22 protein-coding genes and 1 pseudogene are annotated in these 20,614 nt (G+C 63.4%); 10 read left to right on the top strand and 13 right to left on the bottom strand.

All coding sequences use genetic code 11. The features are described from left to right. Nucleotides 1–26: 26 nt before the first annotated feature. The 6 genes from NKI70_RS01130 to NKI70_RS01105 are packed head-to-tail and all read right to left on the bottom strand — an operon-like array spanning nucleotide 27 to nucleotide 4,406. A complete protein-coding gene (locus NKI70_RS01130; RefSeq protein WP_352569314.1) occupies nucleotides 27–1,286 on the bottom strand; it encodes an ABC transporter substrate-binding protein in 1,260 nt (419 codons plus the stop codon). Between the two features lie 48 nt (nucleotides 1,287–1,334). Further along, nucleotides 1,335–1,775, bottom strand: coding sequence for a DUF4440 domain-containing protein (locus tag NKI70_RS01125; protein WP_352569313.1), 441 nt, complete (start codon nucleotides 1,773–1,775; stop codon nucleotides 1,335–1,337). Next, the gene (locus NKI70_RS01120) at nucleotides 1,772–2,827 is read right to left on the bottom strand and encodes an aldo/keto reductase (protein WP_352569312.1); all 1,056 of its coding nucleotides are present in this window, start codon (nucleotides 2,825–2,827) and stop codon (nucleotides 1,772–1,774) included. Before NKI70_RS01120 ends, NKI70_RS01125 begins: the two co-directional genes overlap by 4 nt. Then, a complete protein-coding gene (locus NKI70_RS01115) occupies nucleotides 2,824–3,183 on the bottom strand; it encodes a TIGR04076 family protein (RefSeq protein ID WP_352569311.1) in 360 nt (119 codons plus the stop codon). The genes NKI70_RS01120 and NKI70_RS01115 overlap by 4 nt, the downstream gene beginning before the upstream one ends. Beyond that, entirely contained in the window at nucleotides 3,184–3,672 is a 489-nt protein-coding gene (locus tag NKI70_RS01110) for a DUF3830 family protein (RefSeq protein ID WP_031211593.1), read from the bottom strand. It abuts the gene before it with no gap. Next, nucleotides 3,669–4,406 carry a GntR family transcriptional regulator gene (locus NKI70_RS01105; protein WP_352505374.1) on the bottom strand — a complete coding sequence of 246 codons (738 nt, stop codon included), beginning with the start codon at nucleotides 4,404–4,406 and terminating at the stop codon, nucleotides 3,669–3,671. The genes NKI70_RS01110 and NKI70_RS01105 overlap by 4 nt, the downstream gene beginning before the upstream one ends. Before the next feature lie 126 nt (nucleotides 4,407–4,532). Here NKI70_RS01105 and NKI70_RS01100 point away from each other — a divergent pair, with 126 nt between their 5' ends. The 6 genes from NKI70_RS01100 to NKI70_RS01075 all read left to right on the top strand — a co-directional run bounded on the left by NKI70_RS01100 (nucleotide 4,533) and on the right by NKI70_RS01075 (nucleotide 9,467). Then, entirely contained in the window at nucleotides 4,533–5,330 is a 798-nt protein-coding gene (locus NKI70_RS01100; RefSeq protein WP_352569310.1) for an ABC transporter ATP-binding protein, read from the top strand. Then, complete coding sequence (locus NKI70_RS01095) at nucleotides 5,327–6,076, top strand: ABC transporter ATP-binding protein (protein WP_023676065.1); 750 nt, start codon at nucleotides 5,327–5,329, stop codon at nucleotides 6,074–6,076. The genes NKI70_RS01100 and NKI70_RS01095 overlap by 4 nt, the downstream gene beginning before the upstream one ends. After that, entirely contained in the window at nucleotides 6,073–6,981 is a 909-nt protein-coding gene (locus NKI70_RS01090) for a branched-chain amino acid ABC transporter permease (protein WP_352569309.1), read from the top strand. The genes NKI70_RS01095 and NKI70_RS01090 overlap by 4 nt, the downstream gene beginning before the upstream one ends. After that, complete coding sequence (locus tag NKI70_RS01085) at nucleotides 6,978–7,955, top strand: branched-chain amino acid ABC transporter permease (protein WP_352569443.1); 978 nt, start codon at nucleotides 6,978–6,980, stop codon at nucleotides 7,953–7,955. Before NKI70_RS01090 ends, NKI70_RS01085 begins: the two co-directional genes overlap by 4 nt. Continuing rightward, the gene (locus NKI70_RS01080; protein ID WP_352697938.1) at nucleotides 7,952–9,244 is read left to right on the top strand and encodes an NAD(P)/FAD-dependent oxidoreductase; all 1,293 of its coding nucleotides are present in this window, start codon (nucleotides 7,952–7,954) and stop codon (nucleotides 9,242–9,244) included. The genes NKI70_RS01085 and NKI70_RS01080 overlap by 4 nt, the downstream gene beginning before the upstream one ends. 76 nt (nucleotides 9,245–9,320) lie before the next feature. Continuing rightward, nucleotides 9,321–9,467: a hypothetical protein gene (locus tag NKI70_RS01075; protein ID WP_352452379.1), complete on the top strand. Its 147-nt coding sequence runs from the start codon at nucleotides 9,321–9,323 to the stop codon at nucleotides 9,465–9,467. Between the two features lie 51 nt (nucleotides 9,468–9,518). Here NKI70_RS01075 and NKI70_RS01070 read toward each other — a convergent pair. The 6 genes and pseudogenes from NKI70_RS01070 to NKI70_RS01045 all read right to left on the bottom strand — a co-directional run bounded on the left by NKI70_RS01070 (nucleotide 9,519) and on the right by NKI70_RS01045 (nucleotide 15,455). Next, nucleotides 9,519–10,354: pseudogene (locus NKI70_RS01070) on the bottom strand (GNAT family N-acetyltransferase). Nucleotides 10,355–10,359: 5 nt separating this feature from the next. Beyond that, nucleotides 10,360–11,100, bottom strand: coding sequence for an aspartate/glutamate racemase family protein (locus NKI70_RS01065; protein WP_023676071.1), 741 nt, complete (start codon nucleotides 11,098–11,100; stop codon nucleotides 10,360–10,362). A 2-nt stretch (nucleotides 11,101–11,102) separates the two neighbouring features. Next, complete coding sequence (locus NKI70_RS01060; RefSeq protein WP_352451583.1) at nucleotides 11,103–11,921, bottom strand: ABC transporter permease; 819 nt, start codon at nucleotides 11,919–11,921, stop codon at nucleotides 11,103–11,105. Nucleotides 11,922–11,925: 4 nt separating this feature from the next. Beyond that, nucleotides 11,926–12,837, bottom strand: coding sequence for an ABC transporter permease (locus tag NKI70_RS01055; protein ID WP_023676073.1), 912 nt, complete (start codon nucleotides 12,835–12,837; stop codon nucleotides 11,926–11,928). Between the two features lie 203 nt (nucleotides 12,838–13,040). Beyond that, nucleotides 13,041–14,330 (bottom strand): ABC transporter substrate-binding protein, encoded by a 1,290-nt coding sequence (locus NKI70_RS01050; protein ID WP_023676074.1) that lies wholly within the window; start codon nucleotides 14,328–14,330, stop codon nucleotides 13,041–13,043. A gap of 36 nt (nucleotides 14,331–14,366) precedes the next feature. Further along, nucleotides 14,367–15,455, bottom strand: a complete 1,089-nt coding sequence (locus NKI70_RS01045; RefSeq protein ID WP_352569303.1) for an ABC transporter ATP-binding protein — start codon at nucleotides 15,453–15,455, stop codon at nucleotides 14,367–14,369. 258 nt (nucleotides 15,456–15,713) lie between these two features. On the opposite strand from NKI70_RS01045, the gene NKI70_RS01040 reads away from it, so the two are divergent. Continuing rightward, the gene (locus NKI70_RS01040; RefSeq protein WP_023676076.1) at nucleotides 15,714–16,427 is read left to right on the top strand and encodes a GntR family transcriptional regulator; all 714 of its coding nucleotides are present in this window, start codon (nucleotides 15,714–15,716) and stop codon (nucleotides 16,425–16,427) included. Nucleotides 16,428–16,434: 7 nt separating this feature from the next. Here the strand turns inward: NKI70_RS01040 and NKI70_RS01035 are convergent, their stop codons facing one another. Then, nucleotides 16,435–17,532: a lactonase family protein gene (locus NKI70_RS01035; protein WP_352724003.1), complete on the bottom strand. Its 1,098-nt coding sequence runs from the start codon at nucleotides 17,530–17,532 to the stop codon at nucleotides 16,435–16,437. Nucleotides 17,533–17,722: 190 nt separating this feature from the next. Between NKI70_RS01035 and NKI70_RS01030 the strand changes: the two genes are divergently transcribed. The 3 genes from NKI70_RS01030 to NKI70_RS01020 are packed head-to-tail and all read left to right on the top strand — an operon-like array spanning nucleotide 17,723 to nucleotide 20,601. Beyond that, complete coding sequence (locus NKI70_RS01030) at nucleotides 17,723–18,274, top strand: MaoC family dehydratase (RefSeq protein ID WP_352455282.1); 552 nt, start codon at nucleotides 17,723–17,725, stop codon at nucleotides 18,272–18,274. A 3-nt stretch (nucleotides 18,275–18,277) separates the two neighbouring features. After that, the gene (locus tag NKI70_RS01025) at nucleotides 18,278–19,438 is read left to right on the top strand and encodes a CaiB/BaiF CoA transferase family protein (RefSeq protein WP_352590347.1); all 1,161 of its coding nucleotides are present in this window, start codon (nucleotides 18,278–18,280) and stop codon (nucleotides 19,436–19,438) included. 20 nt (nucleotides 19,439–19,458) lie between these two features. After that, nucleotides 19,459–20,601: an extracellular solute-binding protein gene (locus tag NKI70_RS01020; RefSeq protein ID WP_352724302.1), complete on the top strand. Its 1,143-nt coding sequence runs from the start codon at nucleotides 19,459–19,461 to the stop codon at nucleotides 20,599–20,601. Nucleotides 20,602–20,614: the final 13 nt, after the last annotated feature.

Genomic DNA, 20,614 nt, shown 5'->3' with positions numbered 1-20,614 from the left:
TCGATGCCGAACAAGACATAGGCGGCTTACTGAAGCTTCGCCTGCAGGGCGTTGACGTCATCCGTGGTCATTTCGCCGTCGGTCGTCACCTTGCCATCGACGATCTTCCAGAGGCGGAACGGGCCGGTGATGTCGCCGTATTTGTCGAAGGCAACCGGGCCGATGACGCCTTCGTAACGGATCGGCTTGCCATCCTTGATCAGGCCGAGGGCCTTGGCGAACTCGTCCTTGCCGGCATAGATCGGCGTGCCGGCCGGGTCGACCGCCTTGTACATAGCCTCCTTGATCTTGGCCGGATCCTCGGAGCCGGCAATGGCGATGGCCAAGCCGACGATGGCGCCGGCATCATACGACCGGTCGGCCGCCGGGTTCGACGGTTCGATGCCCGAAAATTCCTTGTAGTTCTTGGTGAAATACTCGGTCGATGCGGTCGGGCTGGTGCCGGAGGAAGTGCCGTACGCATCCTTCAGGTAATCCGCGCCAACGGATTCGATGAAGTCCGGGCTGTTCATGCCGTCATTGAGCAGGAATTTCTGGACACCGCCCTGAGAAATCCAGGTACGGGCGATGGTTGCGCCGTCGACAGGCGTGCTGACGAGGTAAAGCCCGTCCGGTTCGCCGGCCATGGCCGCGGTTACCTCCGAGGCATAGCTCGACTGCTTTTCATTGTAGGGCGTGTCGGAGACGATGGTGCCGCCGAGTGCCTTATAGGCGCGCGAAAATTCCGCCACCATGTTGACGCCGAAATCGTTGTTGACGTGGATGACCGACAGCTTCTTGAAGCCTTTGTCGATGGCATATTTGGCGGCAGCGACGCCCTGCAGCGCATCAGATGTGATGGTGCGGAAGAAGATGCCGTTGGTCTTGCCGTCGCGCCCGAGCGCCGTCAGCGTCGGCGACGAGGAAGCAGGCGACACCTGGACTATCTTGGCCGGAGCGGTGACCGAGGTCAGGATCGGGATCGACACCGAGGAGATGATGCCGCCGATGATCACCGGCACCTTCTTGACCTGCACGAGCTGCGTCGCGGCGTCGACCGCAATGTTGCCCTGGCTCTGGCTGTCGCGCGTGTCGGTCGCGAGATCGCAGCCGCGGACGCCGCCCGCATCGTTGATGTCGCGGAAGGCCATCTCGACCGATTTGGCGCCGGCCTGGCCGTACTCGCCGGCCGGGCCTGTCAGTTCCATGACGAGGCCGACGGTGATCTTGCAATCGGCGGCTTGCGCTGCGCCGGCCGCTGTCAGCAGTGCGAGCGCGGTGGTGATCTGAAGTATGGTCTTTTTCATTGTTGTTCCCCTTTTGTTACACGACTCTCATTGATGTCTTGAGCCTGTTCAGCCTTCCGGCATCTGCAGCCAGGTTTCATGCAGATGTCGCCATTCGACGCCGTTGGGCGCCGATGAACTGGTGGTGAAAACGGCACTCGAGCGGCGGCGGCTATGTTTGCCCGCCCGCTGCTGCGTTTCGATGTAGCAGACGACGATCGTGTCGCCTGCCTGCCAGCCGGCCCGGATATCCTCGATCGAGATACTGAAATCGCCATCCGAGGTGGCGCGGCTTGCCCTGACATGGTCAAGCACCGCGTCACGATCGAGGACCTGACCGTCCGGCGCAACCATCTGGAAGCCTTCGCCCATGACGCTTTCGAACCGGTTGAAATCTGCATTGTCCGCACTCGCCGCATTGAACCAGTCGACGAAGAAGCGGTGGAGATCGACCACCTCGGCGCTGGCGCGGGAAAGCAAGGAAGGTTTTTCGTCCGTGGCCGCGTTCATTTCCTGCCTGCATTCAAATTGTAATGCATGATCGAGCCGTGGCGGCCGTGACGGTCGCGTTCCAATGTGTAGACGTCGCCCAGCGGCCCACGGCTTTGCGCGATCACGGCAGCGATCCTCGCCCGGTCGTCGGCATCGAGCGCGACGTCCATGATTCTGGCATTGGCAAGGGCGTACGCCTGGTTGCGGGCGCCGACGATGACGGCCGCCACTTGCGGCTGCTCCAGCACCCAGGCGCTGGCGATGGTGGCGATATCGACGCCGTGGCGGTCGGCGACGGCCTTCAGTATGCGAAGCAACTCCTGGAAAAGCTCCCAGCCACCAAAGTCGTCAATGATCAGCTTGTATTTGACCAGCGATCGGTTTTCGAGCGGCGTCTGCGGCTCGGCAGCGCCAAGCCATTTTTCGCTGAGGAAGCCGCCCGCCACCGAACCGTAGCAGAGGAAACTGACGCCGTGCCGGCTGGCGAGCGCTGCAAGGCTGTTGGCTGGCCGCTGGTCGAGCACCGAGTATTGCAATTGCTGGCTGACCAGCGGCACACCGGCGGCCAGGATCTCGGCCAACCGCGGCGTGTCGAAGTTCGTGGTGCCGATGTTGCGCACCTTGCCTTCCCTGCGGATTTCGTTGAGCCAGCCCATCGCTTCGACGTAGCCGGGCAGCGCACAGTCCCACCAGTGGAACTGCACGAGATCGAGCCGCTCGGTCTTCAGCCGCCGCAGCGACTGCTCGACGATGCCTCTGATGTAGTCGCGGCTGATATTGGAAAGCCTTTCCAGGTCAGGCACCAGCTTGGTGTGCACCTTCATTTTGGTGGCAGCGTCGAGGCCACGCTCATTGGCAAGGCGCAGGCGCGCCGCGCCGATCAGCTCTTCGACACCGGCATAGATATCGGCGCAATCATAGGTCCTGATGCCGGCGTCGAAGGTGGCGATCAGGTCAGTTACCGCCTGTTGGCGGTCGATCGCGCCGTGCCCGCCGGCAAGCTGCCAGCCGCCGCGAATAACGCGCGAGATCGTATAGCCGGGGCTGAGCTCGAAAGCCTTGGCGGTCATCTCCGGTCATTCTCCTTCGGCAGCGGCACCGTCGTCGTTTCGGCATGGCTGAACCGCCGCTTGCCGGTCCTGACGATCCGGAGCCGGCTGGCACAATTGGGATCCGGACAAGCGATCTCGGCGTCCGACGTCATCCAGTCGTTCCTGTGGGTCGGGCGCTGCTTTGCGGCCAGAAGCGGCAACACTGCCGCAATGGAATAGATCGAGAAACCTTGCCCCGCCGGCATCGACAGCATCTCGCCCTTCAACTCGAAATAGTCGCCGGGCTTGGCGCCGCAATAGATCGGCTTGCCCTCGGGGATAACCGCCTCGACGCGAAGGTCGAAGAGTTCGAAACTGTCGTCGGTCTCAGCCATTCAGATCTCCACCCGGGTGAAGGTGATGTCGCAGGCACCGTTGCGGCGGATCACGCCACAAGCGGCTGCGAATTTATCGCGATCCTCAGGCACCACCTGCGCGACGACGCTTCCGGCAAGCCAGCCGATCGGGAACAGCAGGCGTGCACCCGCTCCGTAGAACAGGCCGACGTCAAAGATGGCATTCGGGTTGCCGCCCCACATGCGCGGCGGCACGTAGGACAACACGATGTCGCCCGGCTGCGGCGTCAGCGTTGCGTTCTCCGCCGGCAAGGGCCTGGCATAGGTTTGGCCCTCAAGTTCGGCTGATGGAACCGGGCAGGAGATTTCCGGCCCCGTCCACATAGCATGGATGCCGGCAACGACGCGCGGCTGCTCGAGATACGCCAGCAGGAAGGCAGCGTTGTCGGGCGCCTTTTCAGGCAACAGCAGCGCGGTCACGGAAAGCATCGAGTGTGGCTCGGTGATGTTGATGCCAGGCACCGTCATGCCCTCAATCCTTCCTTGCTTGTGGATTGGAGCTTGTCGCGCAGAAAGGCGAAGGGCCGGCTGATGTCGGCCACCAGCGCCTCGCGCGCCGCTTGCGCATCCTGCCTGGAAAGCGCTGCGACGATGCTGCGGTGGTAGTGGGCCGTATCGACCTCGCCGGCGTCGGAGAAGGCGTAAATGGCAACGCGGATGCAAGGCCCGGATTGCAACCACAGGCTCTCGATCATCGGGATCAGCACGGCGGAACCGCAGCAACGGTAGATCTCGAAATGGAAGCTCTGGTTGAGCGTGGCCTCGCGGTCGATATCCTTCTTGTGCTTCAGCGCCCGCATCTCGTCCCACTCGCCGAGCATGGCTTCGACCGAAGCGATCTGGCGCGGGTTCATGCGCGTGGCAGCCAGCGCGATCGCTTCGCCCTCGATCAGAGAACGGGCGCGCAAGAGGTCGTCGATGCGCTCCAGCGTGATCGGCGGCACGCGCACCGAACGGTTGGGAAGCGCTTCCAGTGCCTTCTCGGTGATCAACCGTCCGAGCGCCTCGCGCACCGGCATGGTGCTGGTGACCAGCGCGTCGGCGAGGCCGCGGATGGTCAGAACCTGGCTCGGCTCGAAAAGGCCGCCGATCAAGGCGCGGCGCAGCTCCGAATAGACGCGATCCTGCACGGTCTCGCGGCCGACCGGCGTAAGCTGGGCTGCGATCATCTCATTGTTCTTTTCGATGGCGGCCTTCTGCATAGGCAATCCCGGTCTTGGCCGTTTTCGGCTTGCGGAAGAAATTAAAGCCGAATAGCGTGATCAAAGCAAGCGTGATCACAAATCAAATCATAGGCGATGAAGGTCGCTTTTCGGCCAGAGGAATTGATGAGCGACACGACGGAACGGCAGGAGGAGATCCGTACGCCGGTCCTCACGGCCAGGAACGTCCTCAGACGCTTCGGCGGCCTGGTCGCGGTCAACAATGTCTCGTTCGACGTCCGGCCGAGCGAAATACTTGGCCTTATCGGCCCGAACGGCGCCGGCAAGACCACGATGTTCGACCTGCTCGCCGGCAGCATTCTGCCGACCAGCGGCGAAATCCTCCTCAACGGCGTATCGGTGTCGGGGGAAGCTGCCCATCGCCGCATTGGCCGCGGCCTTGGCCGCACGTTCCAGATCCCCCGGCCCTTGCCTAACCTGACGCTGATCGAAAACGTCATGCTGGCCGCGCAAGGGCAGGCCGGAGAAAAACTGCTCGCCAATTTCCTGACGCCCCGGCGGGTCGCTGCCGAAGAAAGGGCTGCCGAGACAAGAGCCGTCGAACTGCTCGAGCTCGTCACGATCGCTCACCTCGCGCACGAACCTGCGCGCGTGCTTTCAGGCGGCCAGCGCAAGCTGCTCGAGTTGGCCCGCGTGATGATGGCCGACCCGGCGATCATCCTGCTCGACGAGCCGGCGGCCGGGGTCAACGCAACCCTGCTCGAGGTCATTATCGACCGCATCCGCGACATCAATGCGCGCGGCATCACCTTCCTGCTGATCGAGCACAATATCGACATGGTGACGCGGCTTTGCCACCGCGTGCTGGTCATGGCGAGCGGGCAGCTTCTGTGCGAAGGCACCCCGGAGGAGGTGGCGCGCGACCCGCGCGTCATCGAGGCCTACCTCGGAGGCACGGCATGAGCCAAAAGGTACTCGATGTCCGCGATCTCGAAGCCGGCTACGAGCCTGGCGTTCCGATCGTGCGCGGCGCTTCGATCACCGTCGACCAGGGCGAGATCGTCGTCGTTCTCGGTCCCAACGGCGCCGGCAAGTCGAGCCTTATCAAGGCCATCGCCGGCCTTGTCCCGATCACCGGCGGCACGGTGCTGCTGGACGGCAAGAATATCACGGCGTCGCCCGCTCACATCATGGTCCGCCTTGGCCTTGCCTTCGTGCCACAGACAGAGAACATCTTCCCGCTGATGTCGGTCGAGGACAATCTCAGGGTCGCCTGCGGCATCCTGAGGCCGCGCGAGGTCCCAGCCCGCATCGAGGAAATGTATGCGGCCTTTCCCGATCTCGCCCGTCAGCGCAGAACGGCCGCGGGCAATCTGTCGGGTGGACAGCGGCAGATGCTGGCCGTCGCCCGGGCGTTGATCGTCCATCCCAAGGTGCTGGTGCTCGACGAGCCGTCGGCCGGCCTGTCGCCGAAATTCGTGGCGATGGTGCTCGAGATGCTGGCCGGCATCCGAAAGTCCGGCGTCACCATTCTGCTGGTCGAACAGAACGCCAAGGCAGCGCTTGCCATTGGAGACCGCGCCTATGTGCTGGTCGAGGGCAAGGAGCGGCACCAGGGCGTCGCCTCCGAGCTCTGGAACGACCCGGTCGTCGCTGAACTCTATCTTGGCCAGCGCCGCCTCGACCTTGGACAAGGAAGCGCGGCATGAACCTGCAATTCGTCGTCGACGGACTGCTGGCAGGGTCGATGATCGGCCTCGGCGCCATCGGCGTGACACTCACCTATTCGATCCTGCGCTTCTCGAACTTCGCCCATGGCGACTTCATGGCCTGGGGCGCCTATGCGACGCTCGCCGTGGTTGGCGCCATTGGCGCGATTTTCGGCAAGATCGCGCCGATCGCGCCCCTCTCCTTCGGTTGGCCGCTGATCGTCGCGCTCATCATCGGCATGGCGGCCACCGGCCTGCTGGCGCTGGCGCTCGACATCGTGCTGTTCGCGCGGCTACGGGCCAAGGGTCAGGCGATCATCGTGGTGATGGCGAGCTTCGGCGCCTCGATGGCGCTGAGAAGCCTGCTCGAATTCATCTTCACCTCGCGTCCGACCTATTTCAGCCGGGCGATCCAGATCGCCATGCCGATAGGTTTCGGCATCCGCATCACCCCGGACCAGATCGCGCTGCTGTTGCTGACCGCCGTGCTGGTGCTCGGCGTGCATCTCCTGATGACGCGGACCCAGACCGGCCGCTCGATGCAGGCATTGAGCCAGAACGCGGCACTTGCCCGCATCGTCGGCATCGACGTCGCCAGGGTGGTGCGCGTCACCTGGATCATCGGTGGCGCGCTGGCCTGCGTCGCCGGCGTCATGATCGGCATTCTCATCCAGATCCGCCCGTTCATGGGTTTCGAGATGCTGCTGCCGATGTTCGCGGCCGCCATCCTCGGCGGCATCGGCAGCGTGCCCGGCGCCGTTCTCGGCGGCCTGATCATCGGCATGGCCGAAGCCGGCGCGGTGCAGCTGATCGGCGCCGAATGGCGGGCAGCCGTCTCGTTCATCATCCTGATGGCGGTGCTGTTCGTGCGGCCCATCGGCCTTTTCGGAGTGAGGGAACGCTGATGGATCTGCTCGGCTACGGCGCCTTCTTCCTGACCACCGCGCTGATTTTTTCGCTCATCACGCTCGGGCTCAATCTGCAATGGGGGCTGACCGGGCTTTTCAATGTCGGGGTCGCCGGCTTCGTTGCCATCGGCGCCTACACCTCGGCGCTGCTGACCACGCCCGACGATGCCGCGCGCCTGGGCGGCTTCGACCTGCCGATCCTTATCGGCTGGCTTGGCGCCATGCTGTTGGGCGGCGTCGCCGCCGCCATCACCGGCATTGCCACGCTACGTCTGAGATCGGACTATCTGGCGATCACTACTTTCGGCGTCGCCGTCGTCGTGCAACTGGTAGCGCTCAATGCCCAGAAGCTGACCGGCGGGCCGTTCGGCATCGGCTTCATTCCGCGTCCGTTCGGCGGTCTTGCCGAAACGCCGTTGCTGTTCAACCTTTCGAACCTTGCGATCGTCTCGGTGGTGACGCTGATCGTCTATCTCGCGCTGGAGCATCTGTCGCGCAGCCCGTGGGGGCGCGTGTTGAAGGCGCTTCGCGAGGATGAGCGGGCCGCGATATCCCTAGGCAAAAGCGCACGGTTCTACCGCGTCCAGGCCTTTGCCGTCGGTGGCGCCATCATGGCGCTTGCCGGTGCGCTGCAGGCGCATTTCACCGGCTTCATCGCGCCGGACAATTATTTGCCGGCGCTGACTTTCCAGGTCTGGGTGATGCTGATCGTCGGTGGCTCGGGCAGCAACATCGGCGCCGTCATCGGCAGCATCCTGGTCTGGGCGATATGGGCCGGATCGGGAGCCTTGACCAGTATGTTGTTCTCGCCCGAACAACAGGCCCGCGCCGCTTCGCTGCAGATCGTCGCCATCGGCGTGATGCTGTGCGTCATCCTTCTGGTCAGGCCGAACGGCCTGTTTGGCGACAGGCCGCGGCGTCCAAGGTTCGGCAAGCGTGCACGCGTGGCCTCGAGCGAGAGCGGCTCATGAACGCTGTGACCCGGCCGCACGGCGTTTCCCTTTGGCATGCCGTCAGCCGCAGTCGCCGCGACCGGCCCACCCTCGAAGGCGCACTCGATGTCGATCTGGCAATTGTCGGCGGCGGGTTTTCAGGCCTTTCCACCGCGCTGCACAGTGCCGAGAAAGGCATCTCGGTTGCCGTCCTCGAGGCGGAAATCATCGCCTGGGGGGCAACCGGCAGGAATGCCGGCTTCGTCGTGCCGAATTTCGCGAAAAGAGACCCCGACGATATCATTGCCCAGCTCGGGCCCGAACGCGGCGAACGCCTTGTCGATTTCGCCGCCGGCAGCGCCGACCTCGTCTTCGACCTGATCAGGCGGCATGCCATCGAATGCGATGCCGTCCAGAGCGGCTGGATACAACCAGCCCATTCACCGGCCGCTTTGCAAAAGACCAGATCGCGCGCCGAACAATGGGCACCACGCGCAAGGCCGGCTGTTGCGCTGGATAGACAGGCGGTCGAAGAGCTGACCGGCGTTCGCGGTTATCTCGGCGGCTGGATCGACAGATCGGGTGGCGTCCTCAATCCGGTCGAATATGCGCGCGGATTGGCCGACGCGGCGGAAAAGGCCGGAGCGCGCATCTTCGAGCATACGCGTGTCGCGTCGATCGATCACATAGGCGATGGTTGGGCTTTGAAGACGGCCTCCGGTTCGGTACGCGCAGGAAAGGTGCTGGTCGCCACCAACGCCTATGGCGGAGCGCTGGATCGCGCGTTGCAGCGAACCTATTTCCCGCTGAAAATCTTCCAGATCGCGACAGCGCCGCTGCCGCGCGAAATACGCACTCGCCTGCTTCCTGGCGGGCAAGGCGTCGGCGACACAAGACGCAATCTCTTCACCTTCCGCTTCGACAGCGAAAACAGGCTGATAACCGGCGGCATGCATATTTTTGGTCCCGGCGCCGACGCCCGCGTGCCGCGGGCGATCTGGCGGCGACTGGCCAAGCATCTCGATCTTCCGGAAATCCCGCCGCTTGAATATAGCTGGTCCGGGATGGCTGCCGTCGAGCCCGACTTCCTGCCGCACCTCGTCGATCTCGGCCCCGGGCTGATCGCCGGCTTGGCGTGCAACGGACGCGGCATCGCCATGACCACTGCGATGGGCAAGGTGCTTGCGGATTGGGCTGATGGAACAAAACCTCAGGATTTGCCGCTGCCGTTTGCGCCGCCGTCGCCGATCCCGTTCCATAGCCTGATGCGGCATGCACCAAACATGGTGCTCCCCTGGAGCATGCTGCGCGACCGGCTGGATGGCTGATCGACGTGCGTCTCCGGCCGCCGTCCTGATACCCGAACTGCTAGACTCGCCCACATCATGTTGTTAACGACAGCGGATGAAGCAGAACTATCTTTATCTCATCATCGGCGCTTTGGCCGTCGCCGTTATTGCGTTGGGGATTTACGTTTATCGCGAGGAGACTAGGCCGAAAGGCGTGGAACTTCGCATCGACGATTCCGGCATTTCAGTTCAGGAGAAATAGACCGCGTAGTCCTGTTGCCCGACTTTGCACTGGAAGTCGGCTTGTACCGCCTCACCCCAACTCCAACGTCGTTATCGCAAAAACTCCGGACTGCACGAGCTGCGGCGCCTTTCCCTTGTACATCCGAGCCGTCTCGAAGCCCGGCTGAAGGCCTGCGGACGACAGCAAGTCTGCAAATTGCCGGCTGGTTTCGGGAACGTCGAGATGGACGTTTCCGGGACCGGACATGTGCGCGAGCGCGGCGAAGAGATGGCTTGCCGCGTCCAGGCTGTCGGCAAAGAGCGGGCCGATCTTGCAGCCGTCCCGGCATTGGCGCGCGACGCCGTATCCCGCAATGGCGCCGTGCTTGAGGATCGCAAGCGCCATATGCGGCGGGCGCAGCCAGTGTTCCAGGAAGGATCGCCTCGGACCGGGAAAGAAGCGGCGGTCATAGTCCAGTATGTCCGGCACGAGTTCCGGCCCTATGGCGCGAATGTCGTTGCCGACGGCTGCCGGGACATTCGGTGACCCCATGAACCGGATCGTCCGGTAGGCCGGTGCAAAACCCATGCTGCGGTAGTTGGCCTGCTGTTCGACGACACCGTCGAGGCCGATCGTGCGCTTGCCGAGCCGCGCTATGCCGGCATCCCAAACGACCTTGCCATGGCCTTGGCCACGCTTGTCCGGCCGGCAGATGTAGAGGCCGATGAAGCCGAAACCGTCGCCATAGGCAACGGCCGAAATGCCGGCCGCCATCTCGCATCGATAAAGGCACCGATGAAGCCCTGCGGGTCGGCTGCCTGAAACAGCGCGGCATCGTTAAGGCCGGGATTCCAGCCTTCCGCCGCCGCCCAATCGACAAGGGTTTGCACTTCTTCACGTGCGAGCGTTCGGATCGTTCGGGGCATTGCGATCACTCGGCGGCGCCAGGCGCGAAGGATTTCAACGCGCCATGATAGGACTTTGCCAACGGGCTTGCATAGGCGCCGCGCTTGGATGTCGTCAGGCCAAGGGCGATCAAGGCCTCGGCCTGTTTCACGGCAGCGCCCACGCCGTCGATGACCGGAAGCCCGAATTCCCGCTGCAGCGCCGCCGCCAGATCGGCCATGCCGGCACAGCCGAGCACGATCGCCTCGGCGCGATCCTCGTCGATGGCGCGCGCAATCTCGTTGCGCAGCCTGAGCAGTGCGTCGGACGCCGGATCTTCGAGGGCAAGAACCGGGATGTCGGCGGCGCGCACACGCGCGCGCCCTGCCATGCCATAGCGCTGCACCAACCCTTCGACCGGCACGCGCGAACGTCCGGTGGTGGTGACGACGGTGAAGCGCTGGGCGATGAACGAGGCCGTGCTGAGCGATGCCTCGCAAATGCCGATGACCGGAATGTTGGCCATGGCGCGCGCGGCATCGAGGCCGGTGTCGTCGAAACAGGCAATGATCGCGGCTTGCGCGCCCGAGCGTTCGCCGGCGGCGATCTCGACCAGCAGGCCGGGCACGGCAAGTGCTTCATCGTAATAGCCTTCGATCGATACAGGTCCCATCGACGAGGTGACGGCAACGATCTTCGTCGATTGAGCAGCGACCGATCGGGCGGCGACCGCGATAGTATCGGTCATGCTGGCGGTGGTGTTTGGATTGACGACGAGGATCTGCACTGTCAGGCACGCTCGCGGCGGCGGCCGACATAGACGATTGCGCCGAGCGTCAGCAGGATCACCAGGAAGGAAAACACGGTCGTCACGGTGCCCAGCGCATAGAGCACCGGCGTCGTGACATTCGTCGTCATGCCGTAGATTTCGAGCGGCAACGTGTTGAACGTGCCCGAGGTCATCAGCGTGCGGGCGAACTCGTCATATGACAGAGTGAAGCCGAACAGGCCGACGCCGATCAGGCTGGGCGCGATCATCGGCAGCACGACATGGGCAAAGGTCTGCCACGACGATGCTCCGAGATCGCGCGCGGCTTCCTCATAGGCTGGCGAGAACCGGTTGAAGACAGCAAACATGATCAGCACGCCGAAAGGCAAGGTCCAGGTCAGATGGGCGCCGAAAGCGGAGGTGTACCAGGCGGGGCGGAAGCCGATCTGCTGGAAGACGACGCCGATGCCGAGACTGATGATGATCGACGGCACGACCAGGCTGGCGACGGCCAGATAGAACAGTGCGGTTGCGCCGCGAAATTTCTGCCGGAAGGCCAGGCCGGCGAGCAGCGACACGGCGACAGTGACGACCATCACCATCAGGCCAAGGACGAGCGAGCGTTTGAAGCTGCCGCCGAAGTCGCCGACCGCCTGGCGCTCGAACAAATTGGCGAACCAGTGCAGCGACACGCCGTTCAGCGGAAATGTCAGACCGCCGTTCTCGCCCTGGAAAGAGAGGATCAGGATCGCCGAAAGCGGGCCGTAGAGGAACAACACGAAAAGACCGAAGAACGCCGCCAACACATAGAATTCGAGGGTGCGCTTGTCCTGGCTCATCGCCTCACAGCTCCTTGCGGATGTCGACGATGCGCAGGATGCCCGCGACCATCAGCAGCACCAGCACCAAGAGCACGACGGCGTTGGCGGCGGCTGCCGGATATTGCAGCAGCGACATCTGGTTCTTCATCATCAGCGCGACGGAGGCGCTCTGCCCGCCGGACATCACCTGCACCGTCGAGAAGTCGGCCATCACCAGGGTGACGACGAAAATGGTGCCGATCGCCATGCCGGGCTTGGCGAGCGGAATGACGACGTTCCACAGAACCTGCCAGCCGGAAGCGCCGGCGTCGCGCGCGGCTTCTATCAATGACTTGTCGATGCGCATCAGCGTGTTGAAGATCGGCGTCACCATGAACAGCGTATAGAGATGCACCATGGCCAGCACCACGGCGAATTCGGAATAGAGCAGCCATTCGATCGGCTTCGGGATCAGCCCCATTTGCACCAGCGTCGAGTTGACCAGGCCATTGCGGCCAAGCACCGGAATCCACGAGATCATGCGGATGATGTTGGAGGTCAGGAACGGCACCGTGCAGACAAGGAACAGCACCATCTGCATGGCCGTGGTCCTGATATGGAAGGCAAGGAAATAGGCGACCCAGAAACCGATGAACAGCGTCAGCGCCCAGACGATGGCGGCGTATTTCAGCGTATTCAGGTAGGTTTTCCAGGTGACCCAGGAGCCGAGCGTGTCGGAATAATTGGTGGTCAGGAAATCCGGATACATCGCTGCGAAATCGTAATCCCAGAATGAGACCACGGCGATCATCAGAATTGGCAGCAGGAGGAACGCGCCGAGGATCAGGGCAAGTGGTGTTGCCTGGAGATAGGGGACGAGGGCGCCGATCGAGAGCCGGCGGCGTCTGGCGGGTTTGGCGGCGGCGGTGGCGGGGCGTTCGAGCGCGGCTGTCATGAACATCTCGGTATAAGTCAGCGATGCGGCGAAGCCGCCTTTCCTTCTCCCCCTTGTGGGAGAAGGTGGCCGAGCGAAGCTCGGTCGGATGAGGGGTGTTCCAGCTTGGCACCAACAGCGCTCCGGCCGGCACCCCTCAACCGTCTTGGCGCTGCGCGCCAATCCACCTTCTCCCACAAGGGGAGAAGGGGAAGACGTTGTACCTACGCAGCGATGAACTCGTTCCAGCGCTTCACCATGTAGCGGTCTTCGTCCATGACCGAGTTCCAGCAGGCGACCTTGCCCATGCGCTCTTCGAAAGAGCCGCCGTCACGCACGGCGCCAGCCTTTTCCATGACCTTGCCGTCCGGCGACAGGATATCGCCCTTTGCCGGCTTGCCTTCGATCCAGTAGCCCCACTCGTCCTCGGACATGAACTTCTTGGCCGACACCATGTTGGCCGAGTAATAGCCCTGGCGGTTGAGATAGCCGCCAACCCAGCCGGACGTGTACCAGTTGATGTATTCATAGGCGGCATCGAGTTCGGCGCCGGAGAGATGGGCTGCCAGGCCAAGCCCGCCACCCCAGGACCGGTAGCCTTCCTTGAGCGGCTGGAACCGGCACGCGATGCCCTTGGAGCGGACCGCGGCCACGGCCGGCGACCACATTGACTGGATCACCACTTCGCCTGAAGCCATCAGGTTGACGCTCTCGTCGAAGGATTTCCAGAAGGCGCGGAACTGGCCGGCTTGCTTGGCCTTGATCAGGAAGTCGATCGTCTTGTCGATCTCCTCCTTGGTCATGTTGCCCTTGTCGGCGTATTTGATGTTGCCGGTGGCTTCCATGATCATCGCCGCATCCATGATGCCGATCGACGGGATGTTGAGGATGGCGGTCTTGCCCTTGAAGGCCGGATCCATGATGTCGGCCCAGGTGGTGATATCGCGGCCGACGAGGTCGGGGCGGATGCCGAGCGTATCGGCATTGTAGATCGTCGGCACCATGGTGAACCAGTTGGTCGGCGCCTTGGCGAAGACCTTGCTGTCCTGCGCCTCGACGTAACCGACCGTGTGCGGCGCGGTGCCCTGGGCGATAACGCTGTCCGGCGCCAGCTTGCCGGTTTTGAACAGCGGCACCAGCTCGTCGTAATATTTCAGCTTGGTGACATCCATCGGCTGCAGGACGCCTGTCGGGAACACCTTCTTGCAGATCCAGTATTCGATGTCGGCGATGTCGTAGCTGTCGGGCTGCGTCACGGCGCGCTGTGCGGCGGCGTCGGAATCGGTTGCTGTCATCTCCAGCGTGATGCCGAGATCGGCCTTGCACTTGTCGGCGATGGCATTGAGGTTGGATACGCCGGTGCCGAACTGGCGCAGCGTGATGTTCGATTGCGCCCAGATGGTCGGAAAGCCAGATATGGCGCCGGAACCGGCGGCGAAACCGACGGCGGCGGCACCTGTCTTGAGCAGCGAACGTCGCGATATTCCAGTCTTCTTGTCGGTGGTGTTGGTCATGTTCAGTTCCCCTGTTTTGATTGGTTATGCTGGATTTCAGGAATCGAGACGACCAAGGACGATCGCGTCCTCGGCGTCCCAGGCGATCGGCACTGCGTCGCCGACGGCAACCGGGCTGGCGAAGAAGCTGGTGTCGTCGACGATTACGGTGAAATCCTCGATGCCGGCGCCATTGACCGAGAGCTTCACGGTCGAACCGCGGTACTCGACGTTTGAAACGATGCCGGTGAAGCCGAGCCCGGCTGCCGGCGGCTCGCCGATGCGCACGTGGTCGGTGCGAATGGCGATGTCGATGGGTTCCCCGGTCTCCCTGCCCTGCCCGCTGGCCGCGAGCGTGACGCCGCCGGGCACATCGAAAACGACCATGCCGTCGCGACTGCCGGCGACGCGCCCGGAGATGACATTGTGGTCGCCCATGAAACGAGCGACGAAGGCCGTGGCCGGCCGCTCGAACACCGTGCGAGGGTGCGCCGCCTGCTCGATACGGCCATCGTTCATCACCACGATCAGGTCGGCCAGCGCCATCGCCTCTTCCTGGCTGTGGGTGACGTGGACGAAAGTGATGCCGAGCGACGTCTGCAGCTTCTTCAGTTCGGCTCGCATGCGGATCTTCAGGAAAGGATCGAGCGCCGAAAGCGGTTCGTCGAGCAACAGCGCCTCGGGATCGGTGATCAATGCGCGCGCAAGAGCAACGCGCTGCTGCTGCCCGCCGGAAAGCTGCGCCGGGCGGCGGCTGGCATAGGCCTCCATCTGCATCAGCTTCAGCATGTCGAGTGCCTTGGCGCGGCGCTCCTCCTTGCCGACGCCTTTCATCTTCAGGCTGAAGGCGACATTGTCGATCAGGTCGAGATGCGGAAACAGTGCGTAGGACTGGAACATCATGGCAGTGCCGCGCCTGGCCGGCGGCAGGTCGGTGACCACTGTGTTGCCGAGACGCACGTCGCCACTCGATATGCTCTCGTGCCCGGCGATCATGCGCAGTGTCGAGGTCTTGCCACAGCCGGACGGACCGAGCAGGCAGCAATAGGTTCCCGCAGGGATTTTCAGGCTGATGCCTTCGACGGCAGTCGTCGCGCCATAGACTTTCGAAACGGACACAATGTCGATTTCGGCGGCTTTGGACATCCAGCTTCCCCTTTGGTCGGATTAGCCAAAGCATCATGCGTGCCAGTTGCGCGCCGCCACACCAACCGACTGAATCCTCGAAGAAATCAGGGCCGCCTCTATATAGCTGCCGATACGTCGCCCTTGTGCAATGCACAAATTATAGGCGATTGCCGCCGATCTTCGCAAAGATCGTATGCAATCTTTTTCATTTCTGTATTCACTTTGTCTCTCGTCCAAGCGATGCGATTCAGGGTAGAAGAACGCAGGACCACTGCCATGAACATTGCCGACCAGACCTTCCCTGCTATCGAGGCCGCCAACGAGGATCGCGCGCAGGCGATCCGCGACCAGTTGCGCGACGCGATCGTCGATCGCCGGCTGGCGCCGGGAACAAAGCTTTCCGAAGGCGAAGTCGGCACGCTGTTCGATGTCAGCCGCACCGTGGCGCGTGCGGCACTGCAGATGCTTTCCTTCGAAGGATTGGTGCGCACCGAGCGCAATCGCGGCGCCTTCGTCGCCAATCCGTCGCCGGAGGAAGCGCGGCAGGTTTTTGCTTCGCGCCGGCTCATCGAACCAGGCATTGCGATTGCCGCCGCCGGACGGATGACGCCGGCGCATGTCGCCGCGTTCAAGGCCCAGCTCGACGAAGAAGGCCGTTTCATCGCCGAACGCGGACCCAACGCAAGGCGATCGGAGATCAAGGCGTCGGGGGATTTTCACCTGCTTCTGGCGTCGGTCGCGGGAAACGTCATCCTGCAGCGCTTCATGGAGGAATTGGTCGCTCGTTCATCGCTGGTGATCGCACTCTATGGCCGCTCGGGCATCTCGAGCTGCGGCCACAACGAACACACGCAGATCCTCGAGGCGCTGGAAAATGGCAATGCCGAACGCGCCAGCGCGCTGATGCTGCACCACATCGACCATATCGAGGCCGACCTCGATCTGCGCGTCAGGAGCGGCCCGGCACTCAGGCAGGCGCTCGAGTTCTGAGATCGCGTCAACGCACGATCCTCACACACATCGGCGTGCCAATTTCGATGGATCGGCCGGTGTCGGTCAGCCGGCCGGTTGCGGCATCACGGGCGAAAATCGAGATGCGGTCGGCATTCTGGTTGGCCGAGAACAGATGGCCGCCCGAGGGCGTCAGTGCCAGATTGCGCGGCGTGGCGCCGCCGCAAGGCGTATAGCCCACAAGGGCAAGCCTGCCGGTTTGCTGGTCGATCGAAAACACGGCGATGCTGTCATGGCCGCGGTTGGAGCCGTAGAGAAAGCGGCCGTCAGGCGAGATCTGGATGTCGGCGCAGTGATTGCCGTCGCGCGCCTCGGGCGGCACGGCCGGCTTGCTGTCGATCACCGTAAGCTTGCCTGATGCTTCGTCCAGCGCCAGCGAGACAACCGTCGAATCCAGCTCGTTCATGACGAACACGAAGCGACCGCCCGGATGCAGTGCGAGATGGCGCGGACCCGCGCCTGGCGCAAGCGCCGACTCGGCGAGCTTCGTCAGGCTGCCGTCTGAGCCGATGCGATAGGACACCAGCCGGTCGATGCCGAGGTCAGCGACGATCGCCATGCCGCCGGCAACCGTCTCGGTTACGCTATGGGCATGCGGCCGCTCCTGGCGGGCAGGATCTGGTCCGGTCCCGCTATGGGCAACGCTCGACAACGGCGCTGTCAGGCCGCCATTCTCACCCAACCCATAGACCACGACCGAGCGATCGGGGCCGCCCTCGCCCATGCCGTAATTGGCGACCAGCAGCTTCGTCCGGTCGCGCGTGATGGCGTTGTGCGCCGTGATGCTGCCCAGCGTCGGCTGCTTGTTGATGTAGGACAGCGTGGCGGTCTGCCTGTCGAAACGGTAGGCCGAGACCACCCCTTCGCGCCAGGTGAACACTTCTGAGTTGGCATAGATGTGGGAGCCGTCCGGCGTCACCGACAGGAAGGTGGGATTGTCGATGTCTCCCGTCTCGGCCAGTTTCTTCGTCTGCAGCGTCCCTTCGTCGAAACTGTAGACACCCAGCCCGATGCCGCGCGCGCCCTGAAAATACGGGGCGTCGCGATTGAGGCTGCCGACGAAAACCAGACAGGCATTCTGCATCACTTCCTCCCTTGTTCCGCCGGCATTGGCCCCGACGGAGCAGGCAAAATTTCGCCTGTTCACGCTTGCAACACAACCCCATATGTGAAAATACTATTCACAAAAGAAGATTGACGGGAGGATCGATCATGCATTTCGCTGGTCCGCGGCGCGCCCTGATGGACGATTCCCGCTCCCAAAGGAAGTCGTCATGAGCGGTTTCGCGCCAACCGTGGGCGTGGCATCGACACACCCCGCCAACATGCCTAGGGATCACGCCGACCTTCCCGTCTGGAACGCGGAGAACTGGTTCTACGAAGACTGGCCGGTCGGCCAGAAGATCCGCTCGCTGCGCCGGACCATTGCCGAGGGCGACAGCCATCTCTTCAACACGCTGGTGCTCGACATCCATCCATACGTGCAGGACCAGATGTTCGCCGAGACGCAAGGCATTTTCGGCAAGCGGCTGGTGGCAGGGGCCTTCGTGTTCTCGGCCGGGCTCGGTCTCGTCGCCACCAATTGCATCAACGCCTTTTCGTATGGCTACGACAAATTGCGCTTCATCAAGCCGGTGTTCATAGGCGACACGATCTATTCGATCCGCTCCAACCTCGACAAGAAGCCAAAATACAAGGAAATGGGGCTGATCCGCGCCAGCTATGAAGTCTTCAAGGGTGAAGGCGAGCTCGTGCTTTATTGCGAGCACCTGCAGACGGTGAAGTACCGCAATCCGGCCGATTTCGCCGGCAAGACGGAGAAATAGGCAATGGCTGCCATTGCCGAACTGCCGCTGACCGGGCTCATCGTTGTCGATATGAGCCAGTTCTTGTCCGGGCCTTACTGCTCGCTGCGACTGCTCGACCTCGGCGCTCGCGTCATCAAGATCGAACGGCCGGACGGCGGCGATCTGTCGCGCCGGCTCTATCTCAGCGACACCGAGATCGGTGGCGATTCCACCATTTTCCATGCGATCAACCGCGCCAAGGAAAGCCTTGCCATCGACTTGAAGGACGAGGCCGACCTTGCGGCGCTGCGCGGCCTGCTGGCCAAGGCCGACGTGCTGATCCAGAATTTCAGGCCCGGCGTCATCGAACGCCTGGGCTTCGATTACGAGGCGGTGCGCAAGATCAATCCGCGCCTGGTCTACGCCTCGATCAGCGGCTATGGCGAGGAAGGCCCGTGGGTCAAGCGGCCCGGGCAGGATCTGCTGGCGCAGGCCCGCTCCGGCGTGATGTGGCTGAACGGCGACGAGGACCAGGGGCCGGTGCCCTTCGGCCTGGCGATCGCCGACATGCTGGCGGGTTCCGCCGCCGCGCAAGGCATCCTCGCCGCACTGGTGCGGCGCGGCGTGACCGGCAAGGGCAGCCATGTCGAGACCAGCCTGCTCGAAGCGCTGGTCGACTTCCAGTTCGAGGTGCTGACCACGCATCTCAATGACGGGCGCCGGCTGCCGCGGCGGTCGAGCTTCCGCAGCGCGCACGCCTATCTCTCGGCGCCCTACGGCGTCTATCCGGCCAAGGGCGGCTATCTGGCGATCGCCATGACGCCGATCTCGAAACTCGCCGATCTCCTCGGGCTCGAGGAGCTTGCGCCCTATCGCGACCAGCCGTCGACCTGGTTCACCGCCCGCGACGAGATCAAGGCGATCATCGCGCAAAAGATCGCAACGAAGACGGTCGACGAATGGCTTGCCATTCTCGAGCCTGCCGACATCTGGTGCGCCAAGGTTTTGACCTGGCCGGAAATGATGGCCAGCGAAGGCTTCCAGGTCCTCGACATGCTGCAGACGGTGACGCGCGAGGATGACGTTTCGATCCTCACCACGCGCTCGCCGCTCAGGGTAGACGGCATCCGCGCGAAGGTCGAGCGGGCCGCGCCACGCATCGGCGAGCACAGCGCAAAAATCCGCGCTGAGTTCGGGCTGTGAGCGACGTCACGCTCAAAGGCATGACCTGGAGCCATCCGCGCGGCTATGACCCGATGGTCGCCTGTTCGGCAGTGTGGACGGAACGCACCGGCGTCGCCGTTGAATGGGACAAGCGCTCGCTGCAGGATTTCGAATCCTTCCCGGTCGAGGAACTGGCTCGTGCCTACGACCTGATCGTCGTCGACCATCCGCATGTCGGCCAGATCACCGCCGAGAACTGCCTGACGCCGCTCGATGTCGCCGGCCGGGAAGGCGAGCGTGCAGCACTTGCGGCGGGCAGCGTCGGCCGGTCCTTTCCGAGCTACAACTGGCAAGGCCGGCAGTGGGCGTTTCCGATCGACGCGGCCAGCCAGGTGCAGGCATGGCGGCCCGACATGCTTTCGGCTGCGCCGGCGAGCTGGGCCGATGCCCTCGATCTGGCCCGGCAAGGCCACGTGCTGTTGCCGCTCAGGCCGCCGCATTCGCTGATGGTGTTCTACACGCTTGCCGGCAATCTCGGCCGACCCGCCGGTGAAGGCCCTGGCGACCATGTGGATCCGGCAGCGGGCAAGCAGGTCTTCGAGATGATGCGCGAGATCGCAGCCCTCGTCGACCCGGCCTGTCTTGGCATGGATCCGATCGCGGTTCTGGAGCAAATGGCCGGATCCGGCTCGCGGATCGCCTGCGCGCCGCTGATCTATGGCTATGTCTCCTATGCCATCGCCGGGTTTCGACCCAACCGCCTGGCTTTCGCGGATATTCCGGCCGCTGGCAATGCCGGCCCCAAAGGCTCGGCGCTCGGCGGCACCGGCATCGCCGTGTCGGCCTTCTCGAAGGCCGGACAGGAAGCAATCGACTTCGCCTACTGGATCGCCAGCGGTGACGTGCAGCGCGGCCCTTACGCCTCGGCCGGCGGCCAGCCCGGCCATGCGGCAGCCTGGGCGGATGCCGCCGTCAACGCCGCCGCCGGCAATTTCTACAAGGACACGCGGGCCACGCTCGAAGGTGCCTGGGTCAGGCCGCGGCACGACGGCTACATGGCGTTCCAGCAGGCGGCGTCCGATCGCATCAATCTCGGCCTGAGCGAAAGGCACAATGCCGCTCGCGTCGTTGCCGATCTCAATCGCCTGTTTCGGGAGAGCCTTTCGACGCAGGTGTCCGGCGTTGCCGGCGGAGGAGCCTGAACAACCGAACGGA

Origin of the sequence: Mesorhizobium sp. M0500 (genome assembly GCF_040321165.1) — a bacterium.
Taxonomy (GTDB): domain Bacteria; phylum Pseudomonadota; class Alphaproteobacteria; order Rhizobiales; family Rhizobiaceae; genus Mesorhizobium.
This window is presented reverse-complemented; position numbering and strand designations above follow the sequence as displayed.

What these genes read in the sequence shown, in the direction of transcription:
- NKI70_RS01130 (WP_352569314.1), bottom strand. Translation starts at nt 1,286, where the DNA reads ATGAAAAAGACCATACTTCAGATCACCACCGCGCTCGCACTGCTGACA.
- NKI70_RS01125 (WP_352569313.1), bottom strand. Translation starts at nt 1,775, where the DNA reads ATGAACGCGGCCACGGACGAAAAACCTTCCTTGCTTTCCCGCGCCAGC.
- NKI70_RS01120 (WP_352569312.1), bottom strand. Translation starts at nt 2,827, where the DNA reads ATGACCGCCAAGGCTTTCGAGCTCAGCCCCGGCTATACGATCTCGCGC.
- NKI70_RS01115 (WP_352569311.1), bottom strand. Translation starts at nt 3,183, where the DNA reads ATGGCTGAGACCGACGACAGTTTCGAACTCTTCGACCTTCGCGTCGAG.
- NKI70_RS01110 (WP_031211593.1), bottom strand. Translation starts at nt 3,672, where the DNA reads ATGACGGTGCCTGGCATCAACATCACCGAGCCACACTCGATGCTTTCC.
- NKI70_RS01105 (WP_352505374.1), bottom strand. Translation starts at nt 4,406, where the DNA reads ATGCAGAAGGCCGCCATCGAAAAGAACAATGAGATGATCGCAGCCCAG.
- NKI70_RS01100 (WP_352569310.1), top strand. Translation starts at nt 4,533, where the DNA reads ATGAGCGACACGACGGAACGGCAGGAGGAGATCCGTACGCCGGTCCTC.
- NKI70_RS01095 (WP_023676065.1), top strand. Translation starts at nt 5,327, where the DNA reads ATGAGCCAAAAGGTACTCGATGTCCGCGATCTCGAAGCCGGCTACGAG.
- NKI70_RS01090 (WP_352569309.1), top strand. Translation starts at nt 6,073, where the DNA reads ATGAACCTGCAATTCGTCGTCGACGGACTGCTGGCAGGGTCGATGATC.
- NKI70_RS01080 (WP_352697938.1), top strand. Translation starts at nt 7,952, where the DNA reads ATGAACGCTGTGACCCGGCCGCACGGCGTTTCCCTTTGGCATGCCGTC.
- NKI70_RS01075 (WP_352452379.1), top strand. Translation starts at nt 9,321, where the DNA reads ATGAAGCAGAACTATCTTTATCTCATCATCGGCGCTTTGGCCGTCGCC.
- NKI70_RS01060 (WP_352451583.1), bottom strand. Translation starts at nt 11,921, where the DNA reads ATGAGCCAGGACAAGCGCACCCTCGAATTCTATGTGTTGGCGGCGTTC.
- NKI70_RS01055 (WP_023676073.1), bottom strand. Translation starts at nt 12,837, where the DNA reads ATGACAGCCGCGCTCGAACGCCCCGCCACCGCCGCCGCCAAACCCGCC.
- NKI70_RS01050 (WP_023676074.1), bottom strand. Translation starts at nt 14,330, where the DNA reads ATGACCAACACCACCGACAAGAAGACTGGAATATCGCGACGTTCGCTG.
- NKI70_RS01045 (WP_352569303.1), bottom strand. Translation starts at nt 15,455, where the DNA reads ATGTCCAAAGCCGCCGAAATCGACATTGTGTCCGTTTCGAAAGTCTAT.
- NKI70_RS01040 (WP_023676076.1), top strand. Translation starts at nt 15,714, where the DNA reads ATGAACATTGCCGACCAGACCTTCCCTGCTATCGAGGCCGCCAACGAG.
- NKI70_RS01035 (WP_352724003.1), bottom strand. Translation starts at nt 17,532, where the DNA reads ATGCAGAATGCCTGTCTGGTTTTCGTCGGCAGCCTCAATCGCGACGCC.
- NKI70_RS01030 (WP_352455282.1), top strand. Translation starts at nt 17,723, where the DNA reads ATGAGCGGTTTCGCGCCAACCGTGGGCGTGGCATCGACACACCCCGCC.
- NKI70_RS01025 (WP_352590347.1), top strand. Translation starts at nt 18,278, where the DNA reads ATGGCTGCCATTGCCGAACTGCCGCTGACCGGGCTCATCGTTGTCGAT.
- NKI70_RS01020 (WP_352724302.1), top strand. Translation starts at nt 19,459, where the DNA reads ATGACCTGGAGCCATCCGCGCGGCTATGACCCGATGGTCGCCTGTTCG.